Below are 24,878 nucleotides of genomic sequence, written 5' to 3'. Positions count from 1 at the left end.
AGTTTCTAACGCCTGTAATGTCAAGTATTCTGGCCATTACGAAATAATCCCGACTGCAATAAAGGCGCCGAACGGCAGGACTGCGTAGGATCCAAACCTGAGTTTGCAAGAAGACAAGCGCTTGCCACAACTATCAAGTCCAGCTTCTGAAGTGGGGTTGTCTCTTCCGTCTGCCACGGGTCCGCCCGTATAGCCGCAGTCAGGTCCGCGGTAGCGCCACGTGCAGGTGTTGGCGATACATTGCCGGCGAGGAAGCAGCACTCCCTGAACGTCCCAGCTCGCTGCGAGCTCGAACTCCACCATCATCTTGGTTTCGGTAGCCTTCCGGTCGATGTACCAGACTTCCTTGGGGAACTCCTGCAGGGGGTTTGCTGTTGGATTGACCCCGCCCGGGAAATTCACGGCATCGAGGTACTTCGCGAAGGTTCTGCGACGTGTGATCTTGCAACCGATCAGGTCGTCGAAGTCCTTCAGCAAGCTGGAAATCAAGCCCGTAACATTGGCGACACGAACAGTCGGCCTCGGCATTCTCCCGTTACCAGTGGCCTCGAAACCCTCGGCCTTGACCGGAAACGCGGTGTAGGTTCTCCCGTTCCAGACGATGTCAGTATTGACGCTGTTGCGACCCGGGTGAATGAACAGCGTTCCGCCACCTATGCCTGTCAGATCAACCTCAAAAAGATCGACCAGCGCCCCGGGAGCAAGGAGTTGTACATCGCTCGTAATGCTCATAGGTCAAAAACTTCTTCCAGCGTGCAGGATAGTGAGCAGTCAGTGTCCGTGCTCAGCACACGGCGCCAGCCAACACACTTGAACTTGCGAGCAGTCTCGCCGGGCGGCGCCCAGTCAAAAGGTTCGGCCCCCTTCTTCAAGCGAAGGAACGCAGACATCGCATTGACATCGGCCAGCGTTCTTTTCGAGAAGACAAGGTTCCACCTTGATCTGACTGAGTTGATCCCGTCCTCGGCCCGCTGCTCATAGCCATCGCCGAACTTTGCGGAGAGCACGGAGGTCGAGATGTCTTCCTCTGCTCCGTGATCTGGTATCCATACGAATGTTCCGCTCATCGCCCAGTCCTCACCTTCTCAAGCAGCCCGCCGCTGCGCATCTCCTCGACGAGCTTCTGTTTCACGATGGCACCCACGCTCTCGCCAAGTGCCTTGGCGTCCATCTGGTTCGGTCCCTTGGTTTCGGTGGTGGTCTCGCTATCGCCATTGGCCTGGACGGTGACGCTGACATTGACCTCGATCGGGCCACCGCCACCGCCGCCACCGCCTATTGCGCGAACGCCAAGGTCGCCTGTCGCCGTCCGCGTGAGGGGCATGATTGCCTCGGCGCCGCGCTCAGCGAATATTCCAGCGCCCTTGGCGAAGGCGAAGGCACGCGGGCTGGAATAGACATTGTTGCTGTATTTGGAAAGCGACTCGGAGGCAAAGACGTTGCCATGGGCACTCATCTTGATGCCAGAACCAAGGTCTCCACTGCTGTAGCCTGGCGTTGTCGTGGCTCCTGCCGTGCTGGAACTGGAGCTAGAACTCCCGAAGTACGCGCGGGCAAGGCTTACTCCCAGCTTCACCAGGCCCATCGCAGCCTGCTTTGCTGCGAGCCTCGCCAGTTCCTGCAGCGCAACCTTGACCATGTCCTTGTAGCTGGCCTTGGTATTGGTGGCGAGGTTGTAGATGGCGTCCTCCATCGTGGAGGTGCCCGTCTTGAAAGCATCAGCCGCCATCGTGGCTGCGTTCGAGGTGTCTGAGATGTAGCTTTGGTAGGCCTTGTTCCAGCCCGTGCTGAAGGAGCGCTGAGCTTCATACTCCTCAGTCGCCATGCGATCCTTTTCCTTCCTTGCTTCCTCGTGAGCGGTACTCAACTCAGCAAAGTTTTCCTTCGGCTTGGCTACAACTTTGCCGTTCTCGACAGTCAGGTTGTTCGCTCGCTTCTGGAACTCCAGTTCGTCCTTGCGGGCAGCAATCAGCTTCTGCACTTCAAGCTCGGTTTTGCCGATCAGCGTGATCTGGAATGCAAGCTCTTCACTTTCTTGCTGCTTGGCGATGATGTACTCAGCAGTGTCCTTGTTCAGGGCCTGCTGGTTCTTCGTCAGGGCAAGGGTGGCTTCTGCTTGTGCAGTCTCGCCAGCCTCTTTCACCTCGGCCAACTTGCCGCGGGCAGCCTCTTCGTCGGCTTTCTTGCCGCGGCGATGCGCCAGTTCGATCTGCCCCTTCAGGGTCTCGGCCTGGTTGTTGAGCATCTGAATCTCAGCCTCGTACTTCTTGGCGATGCCTTCAGATTTGTTGATGACGAAGTTCTCGACGTCCGTGTCAATCTGGGCGGCGATGGTCTCGTATTCCTTCTTCGCGACCTTGAGGGCAGACTCCATGCGCTTGACTGCGGCACGCGAGAGGTCGTTCTCAGCAGCGCGATCAGGGCGAGCTCCGGAGTAGCTCAGCTTCTTCTCGTCAGCCTTGGCCTTTTCTTTGGCCGCTTGAGCTGCAGCTGAGTCGCCCTCCTGCTTGCCAGCAAGTGCCTCATTGGCTTTGTAGTAGCTGGAAGAGGCAGCATCACGCTTCTTGACTGTATCAAGGTAGGCGCCTAGGGCCTGTGTCTTCTCTCCCTCTGCGTAGACTCCACCGTGCCCGTCGTCCATAGAGGAAACGTAAGCAGCCCGAATAGCCTCATCGTCACCTAGTCCGTATTTCCTCTTGATGAGCCCTTTTTGCGTCGAAAGCTGATCATTGATAGTAGCCAGACTTGAACCTGCATTAGTCACAGCCGACTTGACAGAGGCAGTCGACATAGTGGCTAAGTCACGCATCACATCAGCAAGACTCTTCTGTACGCTCTCAGCAAGCCCCTCAACCTTGGTCTTGATTCCATCAACCGCTTCGTAGGTGCGATCACGGAACAAGTAGAAGGCTGCGCCGGCAGCCGCCGCCGCGCCAACGATAAGCGTCAGGGGCAGGGTTACGCCTGCCAGTACTGCAGGAAGTCCTGCCATTGCGATACGCAGGCCAGCTGTGCCGGTGAGTAGCGGACCCATGGCGCCAGTAGCTGCCATACCCGCCGCAGTCATGGCGGCGAAGGGGCCGGCAGCCGCTGTCAGAGCTGTACCAAGGAGCGTGACGGCGCCCGCCGCCGCCTGGCCTACTGCCAAAGCGGCGATGGCCTTGACGATCATTAGGATGCCATCGACGTTCTGTGCGGCGAAGGCGCCGAGCTTCACGAGCTCAGTCACAATCGACTTCAGACTCTCGACGGTGGCAGGGTCTTTCAGAGCGTCACGCAGCGCCTTGATCGGCTCAGCAAGGAGTTCGTTGCCGCTGCCGGCCTTGGTGAAGAGGTTGTCCCAGTCCGCTCCCAGTTGCTGCAACTGGTAACTGGTGGATTTCGTCATCGCCTCGTTCTGCTTTGCCAGCAGACCAGCCTGTTCCCCTGCTTCTTTTTGCTTGTCGATGAAACCCTGAACGTCGTTGAAGATGCCTCGGAACGCTTTGGCACCCCATGCGTTGAACATGGAGTCGATCATGGTTGCTTGGCTCTTAGGGTCGTACTCCTTGAGCTTATTCACCAGTTCAAGGATGCCTTGTAAGTTGTCCTTGACGTTGCCTGCCTTGTCAAACATAGAGAAGTCGATCTCCTTCGTAACCTTCTCCGCCTTGGCAGAAGTGGGCACGTAGAGAGACTCCATCATCGAGCGAGTGTAAGTACCTGCCTTACTGCCAACGATGCCTTGCTTACCCAGCATCGCGATTGCCGCTGCAGCCGTTTCCATCTTCACACCGTACTGCTCGGCCACGCCAGTTACGCCCTGCATGGATGTCGCTACGTCGTGCAAGTTGGCCTTAGTCTCCTGGGCCACATAAGCCAGCACGTCACCTGCACCTCTGAAGTTAGCAGCAAGGCGGTTCGGGTCTTCACTATGCAGGTTGAACACTTCCAGTACGCCAACAAGGTCTTCGGTTGCCGTCTTCATCGTGGTCTCGCCCATCGTCGAAGCTGCGATGATGGTGGGCAATAGACCTAACCCCTGCGAGGCTTCAACTCCTGTCTGTTGCAGGGTCCGCAGGGCTGCTGCAAGCTCGTTGACACTTGCCGGCGCGTCCTTCACGCCTTCGAGGCCTGCTTGAACCTGCTTGTAAGCGTCAGGGGATTTGTCATCGCCAATGGCCGCAATGTAGCGGCTCTGGTAGTCGAACTCGACGCCTTCCTTCATCGACTTGCGGGCAGCAGTCACCGCAGCGTAGGCGCCGATCATGTGACCCACGTAGCGCCCGTAGGTCAGCCACAGGTTATCCATGCCACCAGCTACGCCTCGCAAGGTGGAGTGCAGCATCGCCTGCTGGTCCCGATGGTGAGCGACGGCAGCGGAGTGGTCATTGACCACCTGCTTGGCAGCCACATGCGCCTTACCTACCTTGCTCACGTTCGCTTCAAGCTGGCGGTAATGCTCGTTCAGCTTGCTCAGTTCAGCTGACGGCCCAGCTGTCAGCTGAGCTACGGAATTCATCACCTCATTGGTCGAGGAGCCGCGGCTGATCTTGCTGGCAGAGGCCGTGGCGTCTGCGGCAAGCCCCTGCCGCTTGTAGAAGTCAGCAAGGCCGGCTTCGCGGGCAGGGAAAGTGCCAACGCCCTGTGCAGCAAGGGAGGTTGTCAGTGTGTTGCGGTTGGCTTTCAGTTGCGGAACCTGAGCAGCCGCCTCGTTGGCGATGCGCTGGGCGCGGGCCTGGTCTTGCAGCGAAGCAGTGACCTGCAGGATGCCGGCCTTGCGCTCAGCTGCCTCTTTCTTGACAGCTTCAGCAGCCGATACCGATGCGCTGATCTGCTCGCGGGTCAGGTTCGAGATGACTTTGTAGGAGTGGCCAACGCCTTCGACGGTCGTGCGGTAGCTGGCCCACGCAGTCTTCGACTTACTGATAGCCTGCTCTTCAGCAGCGCCACTGGACCTTACCCCAGACTGATACTCAGCCAAGGTGGTTTTGAGTGCCTGGACTTCCTGCTTGATCTTGGCGTAGCCATCCGTCAGCGTGCCAAGGTTGGACAGGCTGGTCTTGAACAGGTTAATCGACGCGGTGAGCTCCTGCAGGCCCGTGCGGGCCTGCGAGGAATCCACTCTTAGGGCAATGGTACTGACTGCGTCTGACATGCTCAGCCTCTTAGGAGGTCTTGTTCTTTTCCGCGATGTACTCCAAGAAGCTGGAGTCCATTGCCTGCACCACTCTGAGGAGCTTCAGAGCCTCCTCTCGATCAAGGTCCAGCATCAGCGCGTAGTCCTTGATCTCCCCAATCGTCACGGGGTTTAGTCCGTAACCGTTGCTGCTTCTCGAAGCGCTCAAGGTGAAGAACGCTTCGAGGTATTGGTTGCACTCAGGTCGGACGCTTGGGCGGATGGCGAGGGCATTTGGAATGATCCCTGTTTCCCTCGCCATGTCCTGCAGGAACTTGACCTGCGGACCCCACTGAAGCTGCCAGCTGAGTGCCTCCCTTAGTTTTTTACCTGCTCGGCCTCGACCTTGACACGGTAGTTGTTCATGTCATCGGAGAGCGCGGCCACGGCGCGGCGGAAGTCCTTGACCAGCAACAGAGTCTTGGCGTTGTCCTTGGAGTAGTCCATCGGAGCGCCCTTGAAGCCGACGTTTTCCCAGCCCAGCAGGATGGATTCAGCGAAGACTTCAGCCATGATCTCGTCGGAGCGCTTGTCAGCGGCTTCGTCCTGAGCGTCGAGTTCCTTCTGGAAGGTTTCGACTTTCTTAGTCAGGGTCTTGACGTACTTGCGGTTGCCGGCGCGGGCGATCAGCAGCTTGGCGCCATTGAACGGCAGCCAGGTACCATTCACTTCAGCGAGTTCGTCGGTAGCAAAAGAAGCGAAAATATCCAACATTTGTTGTTCTCCTTGTAGGTTGGGTGCTCTTCAAAAGTTACTTCTCAGTGTTTCTCGTTTCAATCCACGCCCTGAGAGCGGTGTTTCTCAAAGGACCCTGTTACCAAGGTGCTTTGAGAAACGGGGCAGGTGCCCCGTTTGCTTAGGCCGCTAGGCGGTCGATGATCATCGTCCGTGCGGTTACCGGATCAAGGATGGCGGTGAAGGGCATTTCCAGCACCGCATCCTGGTTCAGGCCACCAGCTACAACCTTGGCCGAGGAGTACTTCAGCTTCGGCAGGGTCAGCACGTAACCGTTGCCGGCGCCGTCCTTGAGCGTCCAAGAGATCGAGGAGGCGGTACCGTTGATGAACTTGTCGTAAGCCGTGCCGTCCTTCAGATAGACGGTCATGGAGCCGCTGACGTTGATGGTGCCACCAGCAACGCCGACGAAGCCGTAGGTACCGATGGCGGTCTGGCCGCGCAGGGCGTTGTCGAAGTCCAGCTTCAGTGACTTGATGAAGGTCGAGGTCATTGCGACGCCGCCTTCGAGCAGCTGGCCGACGCCGGTAATGGCGTTCATGACGTCGAAGGTCTGCGAAGCAGTAGGCGAGCCGGGCAGGGTGGTAGCAGCAACCATCGCACTGGCGTTCATGCCAATGAAGTCGAAGTTGCCGGTAACGATGGCGCCAGACTCGAAGCTAAGGCTCATCTTGTTCGGAGACATGCCGCGGTAGGCAAGGAAGCGATTCACGTCAGAGAAGTTCTTCTCCAGCGTGAAGTACTTCTGGGCAGCGCCGTTCGAAACACGCGAGGCCGAGATAACACAGCCAGCGACACCAGCACGGTTGCCAGTACCCGGGATCGGGGTGGCCGTATCGACGGTAATAGCAGTAGCCGTCTTAGACAGAACCTTCAGGAAGGCCTTGTCGGCTGCATCACCAGGCGCCTTCAGGCGGAACCACTGGCCAACAGCAAGGTTTGCAAAAGCATCGTTGCCAGTCGGAGCCACGGAAGCGGTCAGCGTGCCGGCAGTGGAGTCGATACCAAGTGCAAGTGCGGTGCCTTTGCCGGCAGTACCGTAGTCAGCCCACGCACCCTGAAGCACAGCTTCGAGCAGCGAGTCATATTCCTTGAACGACATCTCGAAGTTGAAGCCGCCCGAACAGGAAGCGCCAACCTGCACGAGGTCGGTGGTCTGGCGATCGGAACGGATTTCCTTGGAGGTTTCGGTTTGAACCGCGAAGTCCAGCGATTCGCCGGTCATTCGCAGATTGGTGCCGTTGCCTGAATTTGGGGTAGTACCAGCAACAGCTTCAGAGATGTAGCGGAGCTGTACCAGCGAGGTCGATGCGAGAGCCATAGAGTGTCACCTTTGTGATGATCTTGTTTTTTTTTTTTGGAGTCTAAGCAAGAAACGTGCCTAGGTCAAGAGGTTGAATCGAAGTAAAACGGGACGTGCAGTTCCTGTGTCTTCCATCCGGAGCGCTCTGGCTTCTTGCCAGGCTTCGGTACAGTGGTAACCAACCCGCTGACGGACTTGCACTTCAGCTGAAGCGTCAGCGTGTCCATGAGCTGCAGTGCCTTCACTGTGCCGGTTCCTGCCTTGGCAAAGATGGTCAGGAAGAGGGAGCCGGTAGTCCTGTGGTTGGGAGCAAGCCCGAGGTCGATCTGACCTGCGTCATCCCACATGTACTCAATCTGGAGAGCAAGGTCGCCAGCCTTGGATAGGTCGATCGGCGTGTTGTCCCATGACACAGCAAGGGTAGGGTAGGCCGTGAGCGCGGCTTCCATCAGGCCGGCAAGTGCTGTACGGGCTGTTTCATAGTTCATGTTGGGAGGTTCCTGAATGATGTGATGAAGCGTTCAATGACACGACCCCCATCAGGGTTCTCGTCACGAAACTTAATCTGGTTTTTCTCGATCTTCCAGGCGTAGGGTTCGTCATGCACTGCGCTGTTGGAGATAGTGATCGTGTCGCCCACCCTAGCCCGGTTGATGACTGGGCCTCCGTGGGAAAACGAGAAGGAAACAGCAGGGGCCGAACCCTGCTGGAACATGGCTGCGTCGTGACCTTCAACAATCTGCCCTACGCTGCGAGCTTTCGCTGTGCCGGCAGCGCTCACAGCGTGGTCATTGAACGTCAGGTCGATACCGTTGATGGCAACTTTCCAGTTCGCTGCAAAGTCACCAGAGTACTGTGGTGAGTTGGTAGCCAGCCAGCGCAGGGCATGACCGCCAATAACCTTGAGCTTCAGTGTGGCCTTCCGCTCCGCTGCAAGGAGAAAGGCCTCTAGGTCCTTTGCTACCTGATCAACGTTGCTGGCATAGATCACACTGGCCTCACGTGACAGGACCAGATCGGGGTTTCGTCATATGCAACGACTACTGAGTAGGTCTGGCCTCCAACTACAAAGCGATCACCTGCTTTGACAGAGGCGACGTCCGTCTTGGTGACCAGCACCTGCATGTCACCGGCTTCGTAGTCCGTGCTGTACTGGGCGAAGTACTTGAAGTGCTCCTGCCAACGCATGTGCAGGCCGGTGACGGAGACTGGAGCCTCAGTCCACGTGTCCGTGTTCGGCACATAGGTCCGAGAGATGGACGTGATGGTGCTGCGGGGGCTGGGCAACTCCACGGATGAAGCAGCCAGAAAGCCGGCTTCAGTCGGGTAAGTCGAATGCACCAGGAAGAACTTGCTATTCAGCTCGATGACGCTTGGCACGCCAACAGCTTCACCTTGCCCGAGGATGACTTCGAAGGTGTTGAACAGGTCGGAAGAGATTTCAACCTGCTTGTTCGTTTTGATCCAGACAGGCGCCGCGTAGGCTTGGGAACCTCCCGTACCAGCTATACACTCAGCAAATGAACGCAGGTTAGCGAGGCCCTCAGCTTTGTGAAGCACGTACTTGTGCCGAATTGCCAGAGCGCCGAAAAAGTCCTGATGCTTGTCGCCAATCAGCCACGTAACCCCTTCCACAACAATGGCGTGTCGAGCCGGCATGACCAACTCAGGAGCTGTGGAGAGGATACGGCGCACGGTGCCGAGGCCGTCCCGGGTCGCGTCGTCATACAGCCCGAACTGCGCCTTGAAGGTAGCGGAACCGTAAGCATCTTGACAGATGGTACGGTCGAAGTAGGAGGCAGCTTTGGCGAGGCGCATTATGCGTTGGTCACTCGATCGACTGAAGGTGCTGCTCCAGTCAGGAATGGAAGGGCAACCTGCCCGTTGGTGCTTTCACCAAGCTCAGCAAGGGTTTCCGACAGCTGCTGCTTGGCTCGCTGGAAGTTCTCCTCAAGGGCAGCAAGGGTTTGCTTGTAGGGCTCGCCCGCGAAGCGTGACATGCTGGCCTTGCCGTCCGAGATCGACTTCGGGCCTGCCATTGGCAAGCCTATGCCAAGGTGGCGAGCCACCTGGTACGTGGCGAACAGACGGGTAAGCAGCACCAGTTTCTTCTGCGCCAGTGTTCGGCTGCCCTCGGCAATAGCCAGTGTCAGCGTATAGAGCGCAGGCAGGTTCGGGCTGATCTCCAGCATCTCCAGAGCCAGCTTGTCGTCGTAAAGACTCAGGGCAAGGGTTGCATCCTCGACCTCATCCTCAGAGACGCCAATGACCGCACGAACGTCTGCATACGTCGTGTAGGTGGTGATCATTATTTCGCCTCGATCAGGTTGCCAAGGGCAAGTTGCGTGTCAGTCCATGCCGACGCGACGAGGGGCTTTGGAAACGTCGAGTACGTCTCCTTGGTCAGCGGGTCGATCAGCGAACAGCCGTAGCCCACAGTGACCTCGATGACCTTGGCTTCAGGTACAGGCTCTGGTGCAGCGTTTGGGGTTTTCGTTTTTACAGCCATGGTGTTCTCCAGAAAAACAGGCCCTTCTTGTGGAAGGGCCTGTTATGCAGCCAGTTCAGCCCAAGGCTTACAGCTTCAGTTCGAGGACGTCGAAGGCGTCGTCGAACAGGCGCTCGACCACTTCACCGGAGTCGAAGCGCATAGCGGTGGAACGCTTCAGCACGAACTGCTCGACAGCCTCGTAGGCAGCCCAGACCGAATTGACGCGGTGGATGCCGTAGCGGGCATCGAGGCCAACGATGGTGTTCGCCGGCCACAGCGGATCGGTCGTGATGAAGATTTGAACGTTCTGCGGCCACAGCGGGTTCATGACAACCATTTCCGTGTTCACACGCGGAGAGTTGGCGTTGTCGTTCGTGATGATCGGCTTGCCGGTACGCTGCTCGATGGCCAGAGCACCTGCCAAGTCGGTGATCACGTGGGTGATCGTGCGACGGGTAGCGTTGTTGATCAGGAAAGCCATCCAGGCCTTCTGGGTCAGCACGCCGGCAGTAGCGATCGAGGTGTCGAAGGTGTTGGCCTTCTTGACCTTGTTGGCGATCGCGGAAAGGGCGCCCATGCCGATATCGTTGTCACCGTTGAGCAGGGACAGGATGTATTCGTTGGCACGCTCGTTACGCTCGGTCGCACGCTGGCGAGCAAGGGCGAGGGTGACAAGGTCGAGGGAGGTGCCACGCAGCGCCTGGTCGGAAACTTCCATACCGATCGAGCGAGTCGGGATGGCCCGGCTGATCTGCGAAGCGGTGATGGTGAGCATCGAGGTCGGCAAGGACAGTTGGCTGATCGCTTGCGAGCGGGCAGCTTCCGGCTTGCTGAAGTTCAGGATCGGGCGTTCCCAGCGGTCGTTGCTGATCGTCTCGTCGAGAGCAACCAGGCGGTCGAACGCGTTCGGGTTCATTTCAAGATCGGCCACCAGTTTGTCTTCGACGGCGGCAAGGATCGCCGCCGGGAAGAGGATACGCGAGGTCGGAACGGCGTCCTTGACGATGACGCCGGCTTCCATCCGCGGGCGACCATTCAGGACTTCGTCCATGGAGGCGGAACGCAGGCCGATGGAGCGGTCACCGCGAACGAAGATGCCTTCGGAGGCGAGCAGCTGGTCAAACGTGTTACCGTTGGCGGAAGCCGGGAACTGGCGATTGACGTACTGCTCGAAAGACAGGTTGTTGTCAGCAGCAACCCGGTACATGGAGACGTCAAGGGTGACTTGTTGAGTCTGCCCTGCGTCGTCGATAAAAGCGGCCATTTATATTTCTCCTTGTGGGCTGCTGATTAGGAAACGCGTTCGATGGTGCCGACAGTGCCGACAGCACCCGTACCAGCGGAACCAAGGGAAACGACGCGCCAGACATAATCCATGCCGGTCTGGGTCGTGGCCTTGCACACCTTGACAGCGCCAGGCAACGCGGTGCCCTTGGCGGAAACGGAACCGACAACAACGCGGTCGCCGACAACGAGAGTGCCGGTGCCCGGGGTTGCTTGCAGGCCGTCGAACATGACTTCTTTGTAGTCGCCAACCGAGCCGGCAACAGAGCCGAAGGTGTAGCCATCGACCTGAGCAGCTTCCAGGGAGGTGATGAAACCTTCGATCTGGTCACCGGCAGCCGCCAAGGAGAAGCGGGATTCCCCGTTCGTCTTGACGAACTTGCCGACTTCTTCTTGGCCGTGGTTGTTCGTGACCTGCGTAGCGCGGGTCGCATTCGCTGCGTCCGTACCTTCAGCCAGCCGAGCCGACTTGGCGTTGGTAAGGATGCGTTCCTTCATTTGAAACTTAGCCATTTGGTTTTCTCCTTATTTGGCTTTGGATGCAGAACGCACCGCAGCAAGGCGAGCCTTGTGAAGCGGGTCGATCGTGACGGTTACCGGGGTTTCGATGGCTGCATCAACTGCAGCAACACCTCCAGCCTTGAACTTGTTCTTGAACTCGCCGGCCAGTCGCTTGTGCTCAGCGATAACTTGGAGCGGGGCCATGGCCGAGATATCGGTGGCCGTGCCACCAAGTGCGACCTGTAGGTTGCCGATGGCAGAACCAGCGATCTCCATCAAAGCATTGATGGAAGCCTTGAAGGTTTCGTGCTCCCCCTCGATCTGCGCCAGCTTCACGTTGGCAGCCAGAATGGCGCTGTCCTTCTCTTTGATTTCGGCCTGTAGGTAAGCGACGACGCCCGCGTCAGCTGCCACGGGTGCAGCAACGGCAGCCTGTGCTTCGACCGGAGCAGCCTCTTGACCTTCAACCGGAGCAACCACTGCAGCCTGTCCTTCAACCGAAGCAACTGCAGCTTCAGGGTTGGCAATGACAGTATCCGTAGAGCCTTCGACAACGGGTGTGGAAACAGCGGCTTGTTGTCCGCCTACAGCGATGGCAGCGATTTGCTGCTCAGTCAGTGCCTTCTTCATGAGGCCTCCTTGATGAGAGTTTTTGAAATTGTCGATAAAATTTGCTGGTGTGTCAATAGATTCTGCTTCTAGTCCTGACAGCAGCTTGTCGAAGGTGGTGATGCCATCGACCAGAGAAGCGCCTACAGCAGCCTCGCCTACGAACTCACGCCCCTGTGCCATGGTGTCTTCAACGACCTGCATCGTCTTGTTACGCATGTCAGCAACGTGGCCTGCGAAGACGTTGTAGGTAACGTCAAGGAGGCTCTGAAGCCCAGCGATTGCCTCCTTGCTGGCCGGCTCGACGCTGTTCAGCAGCGCTTTGTACTTGCCAGAGCGGACGACCGTAACGCCGACGCCAGATTCCTTCAGCTGCTTGCTGTACTCCATATGGGTAGCGATCACGCCGATGGAGCCAACAAGTGCAGTGCGGCCGGCGAAGACCTGGCCAGCAGAGCAGCCCAGCCAGTAAGCAGCTGAGGCCATCGTGCCATCGGTAAAGGCGACAACAGGCTTGACCTTGTCATTGATCATGCGGATCAGAGTTGCTGTGTCGCTGACACCATTCACGGCGCCGCCACCAGAATCAATATCAAGCACGATCGAGCTAACTTCTGGATCGTTGGCTGCGGCAATCATCGCCTCGCGGATCGCGTTGTAGCTGGTGATCCCGAAGTACTTGTTCCACTCGCTGTCGCGATTGACAAGGGACCCCTTGATGCTGACGATGCCCACAGAGTCCTGCTTGGTTAGCAGGTAGGGTAGTTCGTCCTCAGTGTTGTCCTTGGCATAGTCGCCAGCCATGACCTTGTCAGTGACGGACTGCTCGGCGTCAAGAGCGCATTGCAGGCTGGACTCGGTGCCCGCCCAGACTTTACCTTGTGTGGTTTTCACGTTACTTCCTCCTCGGTGTTGCCGGCTAGGCGAGCTTCAAGCTCACGCTCTTTAATCTTCAGGTGCTTCATCTGAAAGAACAGTCCAGTGAGGTAGCCAAGGATTGCAACGGCTGCCGCAATAGCCATACTGAGGTCACTAATCAACCAACCAAACAGCAGAACACTGCCGCTTGAGGTGTAAGTAATTACGCTCGATACCTTTTCACCTACTTCAATCACTTTCGTTCTCCGTATTCACTGTTTTTCTGTCTTCGATAACTACTTGCTGGCAGGCTCCGAGCTGGATGACAACCTCGTCTGCTTCTCCTGCGAGGTTGTAAAGGTACTCAGCAGTCTCGATCGAAAATTCGGCTCCCGCTTGACCATCACATCCGCTGGGGCTGGTGCCAGGCGCCTTGACTCCACTTGCAGCGTTGGCGTTAAGGCCGGTTGGCTGGCGCAGCTTGAGAGTGCCATTGCGAATGTCAGCAACGCGGCGAGCATTGGTAGCTTTTTCATTGAGTAGTTGCTCCTGGTAGTGGGCAGAGTTGTCGGCTAGAGCTTTGGCGTGCGTGGCTTCATCGTCACGGGCCTGCTTCTGCAACCGGCTAACGTCGGCGAGTGCGGTACGCAACTGCGTGCTTTGCTGGCTCTGCCAGACCAAGCGCTCGCTCGTCACGCCAGCGTCGTACTGCCAGTTGCCAACGCCAACAAGGGACAGGCCCCATGCAACGATGAGGGCAAGGATCAGGTAGGGGTTCATTGCGTCACCGCCTGCGTACCACGAAACCAGTAACCGAGAGCGAGGGTGAGGGCAGGTGCCCAGAGTGCGGCATAGTCCTTGAAGCTGAGCTCGTGGGTAGAAAGCGCCCAGAAGGAGGCTGCCTGCAAGCTGAGGATGAGCACGATGGTGATGCCGGCAGCGAGATCGAAAGCCTTCATTTGCGCACTCCGGTCAGGCACAGTGCCGCCATCTCCTTGCGCCGGTCACACACGCCGCCGCAGAACCTACGGTTCGCCGGCAGGCAGCAGTTCCGGTGCTGGACAGACTTGAAGTCGAGGATCGTGTTGCAGGCCAGTTCGTGCTGTTCCGCCTTCAACTTCTTCGGGATCGAGGAGTTGCACACGGCGCCAACGCCGACATTATAGGAAAGGTCGACAAACGCATCGTACTCATGCTGGTAGAGGGCAACATCGCCGAAGCAGGCCCGCAGGCGCACTTCTTTGTCCTCAATGTCACGCACAGCAAGGCGGATTGCCTGCGTCGGCTTGATCTTGTCACCTGCTTTGACAGGCTTGCCGTCTGGGCCGGTGGTGGAACCTATCCCAAAGGTATGCGGATCGCCAGGCACAGGCACAATCGCCTGCTCGGTGTAACCCTCCTGCAGGGCAATGCCAGCGAAGCCGGCAGCCGATAGGGAGAGTGCTCCGACAAGGATGCGCTGCCTGATCACGTGCGCTCCTCGAAGGAAACCCACTTGGCCGGCGCAACCTTCTTTGGCTCTTCCGCATGAACCGGCATCGAGAAGGTGATGCCATGCTCGGCATGCGTCAGCCAGAATGCCTGCTGGGGTATCTCGTAGCCGAAGCCACAGGCCATGGCGTATTCGTCGTAGCCAACCAGCGAACCGTTCGAGATGAAGCGCTGGGTCGCGGCATACGTGTGGTAGTGGCCGTGGATCATCGTGTTGTACGGCTTGTTCAGCTGGGACTGCAGCGAGCGCCGCTTGTGATCACCACGGATGATCGGGCCAAAAGAACCAATGATGCCGTCGCCACCCTTGCCAAGCTGGTCACCGTGGCACAGGTGGTAGGTATGATTGAATACCTTGTAGGTCAGCTCAGGGCTAGTCGGCGCGTCGATGACAACGCGGGAATCGCCTTGGAAGTGCAGGGCAAGGAACTGGTACAGCAACCAGTCTAGGTTCGTCTCGTTGCGGTGCTTGGCGCGGGGCTTGCGCGTCGTGCGACCATGGTTGCCGGCCACGCATGGGACATACACGTAGTCAAACTCATCAGCAAGGAACTCAATCTTCGAGATCAGGGCCGACAATAAGTTGAGCAGCGCTGGGAAGGTCGGACCATCGTTGGTCTCCTTGAGCTCATCGTGGATATCGCCGGCAAGGAGGTCGCCACCAAGACAGAGGACAAAACCCGGGTAATCCACACCAGCGATGTGCTCACGGAGCAGCATGACAGCCTTTTCGATGACCGTATCCAGGCGCCGGTTAGCTATCCCGATGTTGTATTCGTTGATCCCAGAGACTTGCTTGGCATCCACGACTTCGCCCCAATGCAGGTCAGACAGCAGCAGAGTTGGTACCGAAAGGCTGTGCCCGCTGCTGGATGGCGTAGTCAGCCAGATCGGTGGAGCCAGTTGGTCGAACTCTTCCTTGATGCCAAGGATTTTGGTTTTGACATAGTGGTCGTCCAGTGTCTCTCGCTTGAACAGGGCGAGCTGGGCTTCCAGCTGCTTGACCTTGTCAGCAAGGATGAGTTCCTGCGTCAGCGCCTCGGGCTTCACCTCGGCAGCCAGCTGAGCCACGGCGCCGCGAAGTCCAGCTTTGTCCAGGTGATACTGAACAGTCGAGACGGCCATGTTCAGAACCCGTGACGTGGCTCGCTGACTCTGCCCGTTGGCCATATAGGCTGCGACAATCTCCTCAGTGCTATAAGCCATCAGTTGCCACCAGCGATTGCGACAAGGTTTGCTTTCATGGGGTCAGCCTTCTTGTTTTGGCCCTTCACGCCCTTGGGCGCGTCGGAGTTGAGGTTCTGGTTGAGCGTCGAGCCGCTGTTCGAGTCGCCGTTCGGGTTGCTGTCGGTAGCCCCTGACTTGCTCTTGAACATCGTGCCGGCCAGCGGCTTGTAGCCCTGCGGAGGCAGGTGGCCGGTCAGGTCAAGGCAGGCCTCGTCGTCTGTCAGCATGCCGATGCTCAACAGTTCCAGCACACGGGACTGCTTGAGTGACTTGAACGTCTCCATCTCCGCTTCAGGACGCAGGTCGATCGGTGCGTAGGCGAACTCGACATAGACGTCCATGCCGTAAAGGCGCAGCGCCAAGGTGAAGAGACGGGAGTAGAGCTCATTGACCTTGGTCTGGACGCCCTGTGCATTGCGCATGAACAGCATCGTCTCGGTCGAAGCGATGTTGCTCGACATCGTGCCGTGGCCAAGGATGGCTGGCAGGGTCTTGGCTCCGGTCGCGAGCTTGGCGTCCGAGATGTCGCGGATGATCTTGTACTCGTCCGCCAGGCTGATGTTGCCGTTGTTCAGCAGGTTGATGCCGAGAGAATCAAGGGTGACCAGAGCCTCGTCAGGTGCAAGGTTGGTTACTGAGTCCTTGATCTGGGCGACGACGCCAGCTACCCACTCGGCCTTCTTGACTGGGTCATGCTGAGCTTCGGCAGGGATGCTGCGCGACAGCTTGGCCTCGTCGATAGTGACGTGCAGGCGAGGGTGGATGGCCGTCTGCACGACGCGCCGGATGTCGTTGAGGAACTCGGCGGCAAACAGGCTCGGCTGCAGGGCCGGCTCCATCGGCGACGATGCGTAAGGCTGAAGCAGGTCCTGGTCGAGCGCCATATAGAAAAAGCAGGGGTTGTCGAGATCAACCTTGTTGCCTGAAAGCTCCTGCTTGGGCCGCAGGATGCCCTTGCTGTCCGGGTAGAACTTGATGTGCGTAACCGACAGCGGCTGGATGTAGGCAGGCAGCCGAGCCTTGTCAAGCACAAGCTCACAGGCCATGGCACCGTAGCTCATGCACTCCTTGACCAGCGACTCGCTGATGCCGGTCATGGAGCCCATCGACGCGTAGCCGTTGTCGTAGTTCGGCAGGACGTTGAAGCGGGTGATCAGCTGCTGCAGAAGGCTGGTCGCTTCAGGGTTGAAGGTGCCGTCCGGGTTTTTGGCGTAGGCCGTGAATTTGGAGGTGATCGCCGAGCGGGTGTAAGCGAAGACAGCTGCGCTCAGGTCCGGAGACGTGGCGATGAACTCGCGCATGACCGCGTTCGTACTCGCCCCCGTTCTTAGGGTGGTCAAGTCTTTGGAGGCGATGTTTCGGTCTTCCCTTGGCAGAGAGGAAGACGTTGACGGCCTAGCTGTCTTGAGAAAAGACGGAAGGGCCAACGGCCCTCGTTTTACCTTTGGTTCAGCGACCGGCGCTAGGCCGGCTGCCGCACTCAGGTTCGTGAAAAATTCGCGAATGCCCATGGAGGTTTTTACCTCTCTTGTTATTTTGACCGAGGATAAGCGAAAACCGTGCCAAGGGCAAGCTAGTAACTTGGGAACATTGTGATGTCAGCCTTTGTGGAAACATACCCGCCACCCAGACTGGTCATCGCTGCATCAATCTGGTCAAGCATGGCCGGGTAGAAGTCGCCACTTCCACCTAAACCGCCGAAGTTCATGCAGTGCAGCAGAACAGGTTTTCCGTTTATCGGCACAAACACAGGCCCATTACTATCTCCCCCAATAACCCCGGCGAGGGCTGGATTGGAGTGATTGGTTCCCCAATCAGCGAATGCGGAGGGTGTGATAGCCATTGTGCCCGTCCACCAGTTGTTTCCACTGACACGTGAAGGTATTACTCGGAGGCGCGTTGCCGCGGTTCGCCCGATATTAAGTACTGGGATTGGGTATAGCTGACTATCTACATAGGCCTCTGCCCTGAAAGACGGGATGTAATTTGCCCATGTTGCAGGTAGAAACGAGATCGGCTCTATCGAGGTGACTGCCTCGTTCAGCAGGGCCACACTGTTGTCTCCGCCAATACGCACAGCAATACTGCTTTGAACAGTTCTCGTCTGGTAATCTCCAGCGCTATCCTTGAAAACCACTTGGCTGTTGTTTGGTAAAGTAGCGTGACCCACCATCAGGTGTCTAGGTGAGATGAGAACAGCAGGCAGGCCCGCTGTTGCAACCGTGATTGCGGACAGATCAAGTGCGCCCGAGAACAGGTTCGGATTCCTGATGTAGTTCGGGGCAGATGTGCCGCCACTTGCAGTGAGAAACAGGTTGCGCGTACTGGCGTCACCTGTCTTACCTTCAATCATGCCCCTGATTGCGTTGTCTATGTGCCAGGCCAGTGAGCCTGCAGCATACGAACTGACCTGCTCATGAACAACAGGGGCATAGCTCAGATATTGCGACACTTCATATTCAGCACAGAGTGTGCGCACTCTGATTTTCGCCAATCCACCCGGCCCAACGCACGTAACTAGCCCACTGCCGTCAATCGTACAAACAGCAGGTGTTTGGTTGGAGAAGGTATATCCAGGGCGTATCGAGCTTTCTGTAACAGTCACCTGCGCGTTAGTTCTCACAGCTTCATCAGTTACCTTATTGAGAACTATGTCTTGCGTTTGAACTGGTTCAGAAAAGGTTGCAACTACCTCCTGTGTTGGAGCTATTGCAACTGTTGGGTTTTCAGCGCCGACGAAGGCGCGAATACTGCCACCTCCGCCATCAAAGACAACTGAAGGCATATTTATGCAGTAGTGCTGTTGACGATCAACCCCAAGCTGGCTAGTGCCGTGAGCAGGCTCGCCAGAGCCGCGTTTCCACCACGAGAGCCTGACACGGTGGGCTGTGCAACAGGTGCAGCCTCGAAGAACCCGATCACAGCTTCACCTGCCACTTCAGTGATATTAAGTGGCATAAAATCATTTGCAGTCAGTACAGCAAACTCACCTGTAGCAGTAGCACCCTTGCCTAGCTGTACATAGACAGAGCCACCAGTTCCTGCTGTTGCGTGCGTGCTGTGACCACCTTGAAGCGTAATTGGAGGGAGACTAGCCCCAGAAACGCTTGAGGCTTTAACTTGCATTAGGAGAGACGAAGCACTCATAAGTGACATCGAAGCTGTACTAGCAAGGCTAAGGGATACCCCATCACGGTTTTTAAGTGTAACAAGCTGTGCCGAATTGTTACTTGCGTTATAAAAATCCACTGGTACCAATCCAAACACCTTTGCGCCAGCGTCATTCAGCACAACGAGAGCATCAACGTCTGTAGCAACAGCAATTTCCCCTCCACCGTTGATAAGAGTGGTCAGGGTGGCAAGGGCAGCTTGCCTCGGGACGATACTGGCGTGTGCAACTCCATCTGCATCAAGAGCGAGGATGCCGTTGGGCTGACCCTTCTGCGCATTGATTTGGGCGTCAGCAAGGGCTTCAACCTGAGCCTGGTTGAAACCACCACCGCTACCTCCGAGGGATACTGGGAGATTGTCCGGACCAATCAGCTGCGTGCCGTCATCAGACCAGAAGGGCACCGCACGTGCCTTGCCGCCGCGATCCCTGAAACCAAAACCGATGCCGTCGATATCGACCAAAAAATCAGGTGTGCCGTTCGCCATGCCCATTGTCATCTCCTTGATGATCTTGTTGATTTAGAGCGCAACGAACCGCTGCGTCTTCTTGATCCCCTTGAACTTGCGGGGAGGTAGTTTCATATCGGGTCGGCGCTTGACCGGCACATACTCCGTCAGGCTGAGCTGCATGCGGTTCTCTGCCCGTGCACCCTTCACGATAACGACGTGGGGAAACCAGCCCGACAGCGACTTGTGCGGCATGAAGCCGTCGCCGGCATCGTAGTCAAAATTGGCCCAGGCATCCGTGAAGCAGTTGTGCTCGATCTTCAGGCCGAGCCAGCCACGCACGCGGTTCTCCACCAGCCAGTAGAGGCAGACGAAATAAAGGAGGATGGCGCCAAGGAGAATTCGAGCTTTCATACTTGGATTCTACGTTGTCGCTCTTCTAAGTTCAAGGTGTCAAACTCCGAACTTGCCCAAGATGATAGGTACGCCCTCAAGGACGCCCGCTGATACACCCAGCATACGCGAGGCGACAAGGGTGTAGAGCAGGGAGTGATGAAGGTGATCGTCACCCTTGGATTTCTTCCAGACCATGATGAGCTCCTCGTTCCGGAATTCCTTGACCCGCTTCTGGTCTCGCAGGTGTTCCTTCCAGAGATCGTCGTTCTCGTCCATGACCTTCAGGATGCGCCCGCTGCGCAGTTCGAGCATGACTTGGTCGAAGCCCCGGTTCCGCACCACATTGACCTGCTTGATCTGCTCCTGAGCCTTCTCGTCGTCTTCTTCCTGATCCTTGACCCTGAACAGCTCGATGCCCTTGGTCTCGACATAGACCGCGGCGAACAGGTTGTTGTCGTCCTGCTGCATGGACAGGACCGTCTCGGCGTAGGGCACCGAATCCACCACCGTCATGCGGACCCGATACTGCTTGGCCAGCTCGGCTCGCCGCTGCTTGACTTTGTGCATCGGGATGCCCTCAGTCTTGACGATGATCAGCGTGCCGTCGCCGCACACCGCGGCGATCGTGCACCAGCAGATCAAGCCCATATCAAGCCCCATGACGTAGCTGAAGCCGCCGCCCGGGTACTCGCTGATCAAGGCTCGGTTGAGTTCTTCAAGGTCAAAGCTCGACTCCTTGTCCTCCATCGACTCGCCCAGGCGCTGATTCCGGAAGTCTTGCGGGCGCTTGTATTCGACGCTGGACTTGATCAGGGCCGAAGGCTTGATGATGGCCGGGCAGTCAAACGGAGAGCACTGATAGCCTGCGGCGACGTAGGCGTCACCCGGATTCTTGACGACCCACTCCCGGTTCGCCGGCCCCAGATCGACCGGCTTCCAGCACTCAGGGCAAGCCACGTAAGCTTCCTGCCAGCGGAAGCTGTGACTGCGGAAATCCCCCTTGGTGATCCTGTCTAGGTCACGATTGAAGTCCGGAATGACCACGTTCTCGTAGTACTGAGGGAAGAACCAGTGCCCGCAATGGTTGCACTTGCACAAGTTGAAGTGCTGGCGCGACTCCTTGAACAGCAAGTCGATGCCGAAGTCCGGGATCGACGGCGTGGAGAGCTTGATCTTCTCAGCGTAGGACGAGTGGTTGAGGCGTGACTCGTACAGCGTCATGACCTCCTGCGACGAGTTGTCCACTTCATCGTTGATCAGCAAGTCGGCAGGGACGGAGATGGCCTGACGATCGACCTGCGCACCCTTCAGATAGAGGAAGGAGTCGCCGAACTGCTTCATGGACGAGTTGTCGATGTCGCCGGAAACCGCGTCACGCAGATACTCAGAGCTGTCGATCACCGGGTCAATCCGGGTCTTCATGAAGTTCTGCGCCGCGGTCGCCGCGGGCAGGGTGTAGATCGTCGAGAACCCGTTCACCAGCACCGACTTGGCCAAGGCAAGGCGGGCGAAGATTTCCGACAGGCCCATCTGCGCCGCCTTCTTGACCACCTTCTCCTGCGAGTTGTCTCTCAGGATTTTTTCTTGGTACTCGTGGTCCTTGAACGAGAACTTCCGGCCCCGGATATAGGTGTGCTCGGTGATGAACTCACATGTCGTGTCGTGGCCGTGCGCTGCGAGAGAGGACCGCAGACGTGAGATGTGGCGCCGGAACGCCTCGGAATTGACGTAATCAGGCGCGTTCGTATTCACGAAGGAACTCCTCGGCTTCTTCCAGCGGAAGCTTCTTCATGGCGCGGATCAGGTGCGTTTCCATGGCCTTGAAACGCTCGGCGGTATGTAGTTCCGTCTGCAGCTTCGTCAGCTGGCCTAGGATAGACGCCACCGAGTTGGCCACCTGCGCCTTCTGGTTGGCCGGCACGCGACTGGAGGCAAGGGTTGCAATCTGCAACTCCTTGACTCGAGTGAATTGGAGCACAAGCTCCTGCGTGAGGTCGATATCACTCAGCGCATGGGCAGGCAAAGACGCCTTCACGGCCTCATAGAGGTCGATCCGATCCGCCAGGCTGATCTTGGACAGGGGGTCAAGGAGGTAGCGCTCGGCGATGCTCTCGACCGGCTCCTCAACCTCCTCACCAGGCGCGACGGCGCGTGGCACGTCGTTGAAGTCTTCAAAATCTAGGGCTTTCATGAGCCTCTTCTTATTTTGTCAGTGATTTAGTTGAATTTACGCTCGTTTCGTGCGTATTTCCCTCGTATTGCTCAGCTTTTCCTTCAATTTCTGCTGCTTTTTCTCAAGTGCAGTGCCCACCGTGAGCTCCAACTGCTGCGCCAAAGTGGTTCGTTGCTGGTTCGTCATATGCTTCAAGTCACCAATCACGATCTGGTGCAGCGCCAGCAGCGTATTGACCCGGCGATAGACCGTCCGTTCCGTGGTTTCAGCCTGCAGGGCGGCATCTTCCGGCGTCTCAGAGCCGGCGATCACACTGATTGCTGCCTTGACCACGCTCAACTTCTTGCTCGACACGTCCAGATAGTGCGACTGAATCGCCTTGATGCGCTCGGGCCGCTTGAACTCAGGCTTCGCGATGTTGTTCAGGGTTCGTGGTTCGACCTCGAGCAGGGCTGCGTAGTGATCCCGAACCTTGCGCCGCTCGCCTCTCGTCGCGAAGTTCGCGCTCAGGGCATCCCACGCATCAGCGTAGAGGCCCAGCTTGGCACCAAGTTTGCTGACACGAATCTTCTCTGCCTTAGTAGCAGGAGGTCTTGAGAGTAGGTCGCGGAAAGGGTTCACCATTTTATTGTACGTGCTTGAGGTTGAGGATGACAAGTTGTGTTACAGGGTGTCTGCTTGTGTGTTAATGTTTTGTGACACGTAAGCTGCAGAGTTACTCCTGAGTTAAACTATGACTTGGGTTCTATGACCTTAGTGCAGGATTCTATCCTCGATCATGAGCTTGAGCAGGTTCTCTACCTTGTATCCAAGCTTGCGAGCAGTTTCCTTGAAGGCCTCAGTCTCTTCAGCGTCTGCATAGATGGTTGAGAGCTTGACCTCGAGGTCAAGCGGGTTCGGGTCCAGCAGGCGCCGCTGGATCAGGTTCGGAATGGCCTGCAAGGGTCGTTGCATGTAATCGTGAATCACTTCACGAACCACTGTCGAGATGTTTGGCGCCTTCCCATTGTTACAGGTTGTAATACTCGCTAGGTCGTTCGGACTAAGCTGGGGCACTCTTATCGTAATATTTTTGAACATCTCGGTCTCCTTCAGGTTATGGAGCCTGTAGTGTATCTGCTACGCACAACAAAAGCAATACAAAGTTTGTTGGAGTTTCCGGGCTGGAATTTCTTTGTGCATTACAACTGTAATGGCAGAGTTTTAAACTATCGGTTCGGTTTTTGAGGGAGTAGGTGCGGGCCGCGTTCTCATACGGGGCGAAAAGCTATGCCGTCACAGGGCATGCCTTACCCTACCTGCTAGGGCGAGCTGGTCCGCCTCACTGGTCCGCCTTGCTGGTCCGCCTCGCTGGTCCGCCTCGCTGGTCCGCCTCACTGGTCCGCCTCGCTGGTCCGCCTTGCTCTTCTCTTAAACTGTATAGATAGATTCCGCTTATGGGCGCATAACGTTTATCTTGTTTGCCAGGGCGCATAACACTTGTTATGGATAACACTTGTGTTATGATGTGGTTGTGCTCATAACAAAGCGCACCTTACTGGTAGGGATTACCAGACATCTAACTTTGAAGAGGTTATTACCATGAACAATTCCGCCGTTTCCCCTGTTATCGTTGCTGCTGCCTTCCTCGTTGAGTCTTGCGTTGTTGCTGCTGCTGCCCGCATTGAAGCCGACGGCCGCAAGGGCGCTGCCCTGACTGCTGCTCATGCTGTGCTAGATGCTGGTAATACCTACCAAGCCGTGCACGATGCTGCTGCTGCTGCCCGTGAAACGGCAGGCGGTAAGACTGCGCCGAAACACATCCAAGCGGGCTATAAGCTGGCAAAGCGCTTTGCCACCATCGCCGAGTTCTGCGAAAAACAGGGCCTTACCTTCAAGGACGTAGGCGCGACCGTGGGCGAGAAAAAAACCTTCTCTCTCAATATGGCAGAGAAAGCCACGCGCACCGATAGCGACAACGAGGGGGTAAAGGCCTTCGCCGTAGCTTTCCAAGCGGCCAAGGGCCAAAGCCTTATCGCTCGGGTTTGCGCTGCAGAGGAAGCCGAAAAGCTGGCCGTTACGGCGGCCAACAATGCAAGCCTTGAAAGCGCCCGTGCAAAGATGCGCGCGGCCATCCTCGCCGAACTTGAAGCCGAACAAGCGGCCAAGCAAGCAGACGCGGCCAAGCCTGCCAAGCGTGCCAAGGTCGCCTAACGTCAAATATTCCCGGCCGGGAATATGTCCGGCCGGGAATTCTCATATGAGAATGGAGCTAACATGTTTAACCCTGCCTTAAATAGCAATACTGCTTACGATAGCGAGCCTTGTCTTACCCCCGCCGAATGTGACAATCTACAAAGACTTTTAACCCATGTAGTCCAGTTGACTTTATGGAAGACTCACTTGACTGGAGGCTGAAAAGGGCGCTGCTTGATTTAAAGCATGCAGCTTTCTAACCCCCCCCCCCCAGAGAATCTTTCGATTCTCATATGAGAATGTCTTAATCGGCGTTCTCATATGAGAATTCCCCAGAAAGCCCGCCACGCAAAACGGCGGGCTTTTTCACGCCCTGAAAATGGCGACACGAAACAAACCGTTCTCATATGAGAACGCGCTCTTTAAGCAGCAAACGGAAAGAAAAGCCAGCACGCAGCGATGCACTGGCAGTCGTAGCCTAGAAGAAGCATGGCCGTGTAAAAGGCGTAAGAAGCCTGCGGCCAACCAGCCGAACCCTGAGCGCGTCGAGTGACAGCATAGTGAGGCCAACGAAGCCCCGAACTTGGATCGTGTCAAAGCGCATCCATTGCACTCGATCGCGATACAGCATGAGGAAACCGGCAATGGCCCAACTTGTATAACCGACCCCGGACGTTGTAGCCGGCCTGGACCCCGTCGTGATGACGCCATCCAGGTCCGCCAAACGCGTTCGGCTTCAGGAACCCGAACCAGAACCACGCCCAGCGCCCCGTCGATAGACGCCACGCTGGGTCGGGTCTGGCAAGCGGAGAGGACAAGCTCTGAACCACCGGAAGTCGTTCTCATATGAGAACGTGCC

The 24,878-nt window shown here is 57.1% G+C and carries 28 protein-coding genes; 1 reads left to right on the top strand and 27 read right to left on the bottom strand.

The genetic code is table 11. The features are described from left to right. Positions 1–36: 36 nt before the first annotated feature. The 27 genes from KI617_RS10835 to KI617_RS10705 all read right to left on the bottom strand — a co-directional run bounded on the left by KI617_RS10835 (position 37) and on the right by KI617_RS10705 (position 22,798). On the bottom strand, positions 37–732 hold the full coding sequence (locus tag KI617_RS10835) for a phage minor tail protein L (protein ID WP_226446154.1): 696 nt from the start codon (positions 730–732) through the stop codon (positions 37–39). Continuing rightward, complete coding sequence (locus tag KI617_RS10830) at positions 729–1,067, bottom strand: phage tail protein (protein WP_226446153.1); 339 nt, start codon at positions 1,065–1,067, stop codon at positions 729–731. The genes KI617_RS10835 and KI617_RS10830 overlap by 4 nt, the downstream gene beginning before the upstream one ends. Next, a complete protein-coding gene (locus tag KI617_RS10825; RefSeq protein WP_226446152.1) occupies positions 1,064–5,137 on the bottom strand; it encodes a phage tail tape measure protein in 4,074 nt (1,357 codons plus the stop codon). The genes KI617_RS10830 and KI617_RS10825 overlap by 4 nt, the downstream gene beginning before the upstream one ends. 10 nt (positions 5,138–5,147) lie before the next feature. Further along, a complete protein-coding gene (locus tag KI617_RS10820; protein ID WP_226446151.1) occupies positions 5,148–5,420 on the bottom strand; it encodes a phage tail assembly chaperone in 273 nt (90 codons plus the stop codon). A gap of 56 nt (positions 5,421–5,476) precedes the next feature. After that, positions 5,477–5,872: a hypothetical protein gene (locus KI617_RS10815; RefSeq protein ID WP_226446150.1), complete on the bottom strand. Its 396-nt coding sequence runs from the start codon at positions 5,870–5,872 to the stop codon at positions 5,477–5,479. Between the two features lie 142 nt (positions 5,873–6,014). Further along, positions 6,015–7,214, bottom strand: a complete 1,200-nt coding sequence (locus KI617_RS10810) for a phage tail tube protein (RefSeq protein WP_226446148.1) — start codon at positions 7,212–7,214, stop codon at positions 6,015–6,017. Between the two features lie 65 nt (positions 7,215–7,279). Beyond that, positions 7,280–7,684, bottom strand: a complete 405-nt coding sequence (locus KI617_RS10805) for a phage tail terminator-like protein (RefSeq protein WP_226446147.1) — start codon at positions 7,682–7,684, stop codon at positions 7,280–7,282. Beyond that, the gene (locus KI617_RS10800; protein ID WP_226446145.1) at positions 7,681–8,187 is read right to left on the bottom strand and encodes a hypothetical protein; all 507 of its coding nucleotides are present in this window, start codon (positions 8,185–8,187) and stop codon (positions 7,681–7,683) included. Before KI617_RS10800 ends, KI617_RS10805 begins: the two co-directional genes overlap by 4 nt. After that, positions 8,184–9,014: a hypothetical protein gene (locus KI617_RS10795; RefSeq protein WP_226446143.1), complete on the bottom strand. Its 831-nt coding sequence runs from the start codon at positions 9,012–9,014 to the stop codon at positions 8,184–8,186. Before KI617_RS10795 ends, KI617_RS10800 begins: the two co-directional genes overlap by 4 nt. Continuing rightward, the gene (locus KI617_RS10790) at positions 9,014–9,505 is read right to left on the bottom strand and encodes a hypothetical protein (protein WP_226446141.1); all 492 of its coding nucleotides are present in this window, start codon (positions 9,503–9,505) and stop codon (positions 9,014–9,016) included. Before KI617_RS10790 ends, KI617_RS10795 begins: the two co-directional genes overlap by 1 nt. Continuing rightward, the gene (locus tag KI617_RS10785; protein WP_226446140.1) at positions 9,505–9,705 is read right to left on the bottom strand and encodes a hypothetical protein; all 201 of its coding nucleotides are present in this window, start codon (positions 9,703–9,705) and stop codon (positions 9,505–9,507) included. The genes KI617_RS10790 and KI617_RS10785 overlap by 1 nt, the downstream gene beginning before the upstream one ends. 67 nt (positions 9,706–9,772) lie before the next feature. After that, positions 9,773–10,951, bottom strand: a complete 1,179-nt coding sequence (locus KI617_RS10780) for a hypothetical protein (RefSeq protein ID WP_226446139.1) — start codon at positions 10,949–10,951, stop codon at positions 9,773–9,775. 26 nt (positions 10,952–10,977) lie between these two features. Continuing rightward, positions 10,978–11,484, bottom strand: coding sequence for a hypothetical protein (locus KI617_RS10775; protein WP_226446138.1), 507 nt, complete (start codon positions 11,482–11,484; stop codon positions 10,978–10,980). A gap of 12 nt (positions 11,485–11,496) precedes the next feature. Continuing rightward, entirely contained in the window at positions 11,497–12,975 is a 1,479-nt protein-coding gene (locus KI617_RS10770) for a S49 family peptidase (protein ID WP_226446137.1), read from the bottom strand. Next, the gene (locus KI617_RS10765) at positions 12,972–13,196 is read right to left on the bottom strand and encodes a hypothetical protein (protein ID WP_226446136.1); all 225 of its coding nucleotides are present in this window, start codon (positions 13,194–13,196) and stop codon (positions 12,972–12,974) included. The genes KI617_RS10770 and KI617_RS10765 overlap by 4 nt, the downstream gene beginning before the upstream one ends. Next, a complete protein-coding gene (locus tag KI617_RS10760) occupies positions 13,189–13,719 on the bottom strand; it encodes a lysis system i-spanin subunit Rz (RefSeq protein WP_226446135.1) in 531 nt (176 codons plus the stop codon). Before KI617_RS10760 ends, KI617_RS10765 begins: the two co-directional genes overlap by 8 nt. After that, complete coding sequence (locus tag KI617_RS10755) at positions 13,716–13,898, bottom strand: hypothetical protein (protein ID WP_226446134.1); 183 nt, start codon at positions 13,896–13,898, stop codon at positions 13,716–13,718. The genes KI617_RS10760 and KI617_RS10755 overlap by 4 nt, the downstream gene beginning before the upstream one ends. Continuing rightward, a complete protein-coding gene (locus KI617_RS10750) occupies positions 13,895–14,410 on the bottom strand; it encodes a glycoside hydrolase family protein (RefSeq protein ID WP_226446133.1) in 516 nt (171 codons plus the stop codon). The genes KI617_RS10755 and KI617_RS10750 overlap by 4 nt, the downstream gene beginning before the upstream one ends. Continuing rightward, a complete protein-coding gene (locus KI617_RS10745; RefSeq protein WP_226446132.1) occupies positions 14,407–15,636 on the bottom strand; it encodes a helix-turn-helix transcriptional regulator in 1,230 nt (409 codons plus the stop codon). Before KI617_RS10745 ends, KI617_RS10750 begins: the two co-directional genes overlap by 4 nt. After that, a complete protein-coding gene (locus KI617_RS10740) occupies positions 15,636–16,958 on the bottom strand; it encodes a hypothetical protein (RefSeq protein ID WP_226446130.1) in 1,323 nt (440 codons plus the stop codon). The genes KI617_RS10745 and KI617_RS10740 overlap by 1 nt, the downstream gene beginning before the upstream one ends. A gap of 272 nt (positions 16,959–17,230) precedes the next feature. Then, the gene (locus KI617_RS10735; RefSeq protein WP_226446129.1) at positions 17,231–18,442 is read right to left on the bottom strand and encodes a hypothetical protein; all 1,212 of its coding nucleotides are present in this window, start codon (positions 18,440–18,442) and stop codon (positions 17,231–17,233) included. Positions 18,443–18,444: 2 nt separating this feature from the next. Continuing rightward, on the bottom strand, positions 18,445–19,314 hold the full coding sequence (locus tag KI617_RS10730) for a hypothetical protein (protein ID WP_226446128.1): 870 nt from the start codon (positions 19,312–19,314) through the stop codon (positions 18,445–18,447). A gap of 33 nt (positions 19,315–19,347) precedes the next feature. Next, entirely contained in the window at positions 19,348–19,689 is a 342-nt protein-coding gene (locus tag KI617_RS10725) for a hypothetical protein (protein WP_226446127.1), read from the bottom strand. Between the two features lie 39 nt (positions 19,690–19,728). Then, positions 19,729–21,423 carry a phage terminase large subunit family protein gene (locus tag KI617_RS10720; protein WP_226446126.1) on the bottom strand — a complete coding sequence of 565 codons (1,695 nt, stop codon included), beginning with the start codon at positions 21,421–21,423 and terminating at the stop codon, positions 19,729–19,731. Further along, positions 21,404–21,862: a hypothetical protein gene (locus KI617_RS10715; protein WP_226446125.1), complete on the bottom strand. Its 459-nt coding sequence runs from the start codon at positions 21,860–21,862 to the stop codon at positions 21,404–21,406. The genes KI617_RS10720 and KI617_RS10715 overlap by 20 nt, the downstream gene beginning before the upstream one ends. A gap of 36 nt (positions 21,863–21,898) precedes the next feature. Next, the gene (locus KI617_RS10710) at positions 21,899–22,468 is read right to left on the bottom strand and encodes a hypothetical protein (protein ID WP_226446124.1); all 570 of its coding nucleotides are present in this window, start codon (positions 22,466–22,468) and stop codon (positions 21,899–21,901) included. Positions 22,469–22,597: 129 nt separating this feature from the next. Next, positions 22,598–22,798 (bottom strand): hypothetical protein, encoded by a 201-nt coding sequence (locus KI617_RS10705; RefSeq protein ID WP_226446123.1) that lies wholly within the window; start codon positions 22,796–22,798, stop codon positions 22,598–22,600. Between the two features lie 627 nt (positions 22,799–23,425). Between KI617_RS10705 and KI617_RS10700 the strand changes: the two genes are divergently transcribed. Then, positions 23,426–24,037, top strand: a complete 612-nt coding sequence (locus tag KI617_RS10700) for a hypothetical protein (protein WP_226446122.1) — start codon at positions 23,426–23,428, stop codon at positions 24,035–24,037. Positions 24,038–24,878 lie beyond the last annotated feature (841 nt).

This window comes from Ferribacterium limneticum (assembly GCF_020510625.1).
Taxonomy (GTDB): Bacteria; Pseudomonadota; Gammaproteobacteria; order Burkholderiales; family Rhodocyclaceae; genus Azonexus; species Azonexus limneticus_A.
This window is presented reverse-complemented; position numbering and strand designations above follow the sequence as displayed.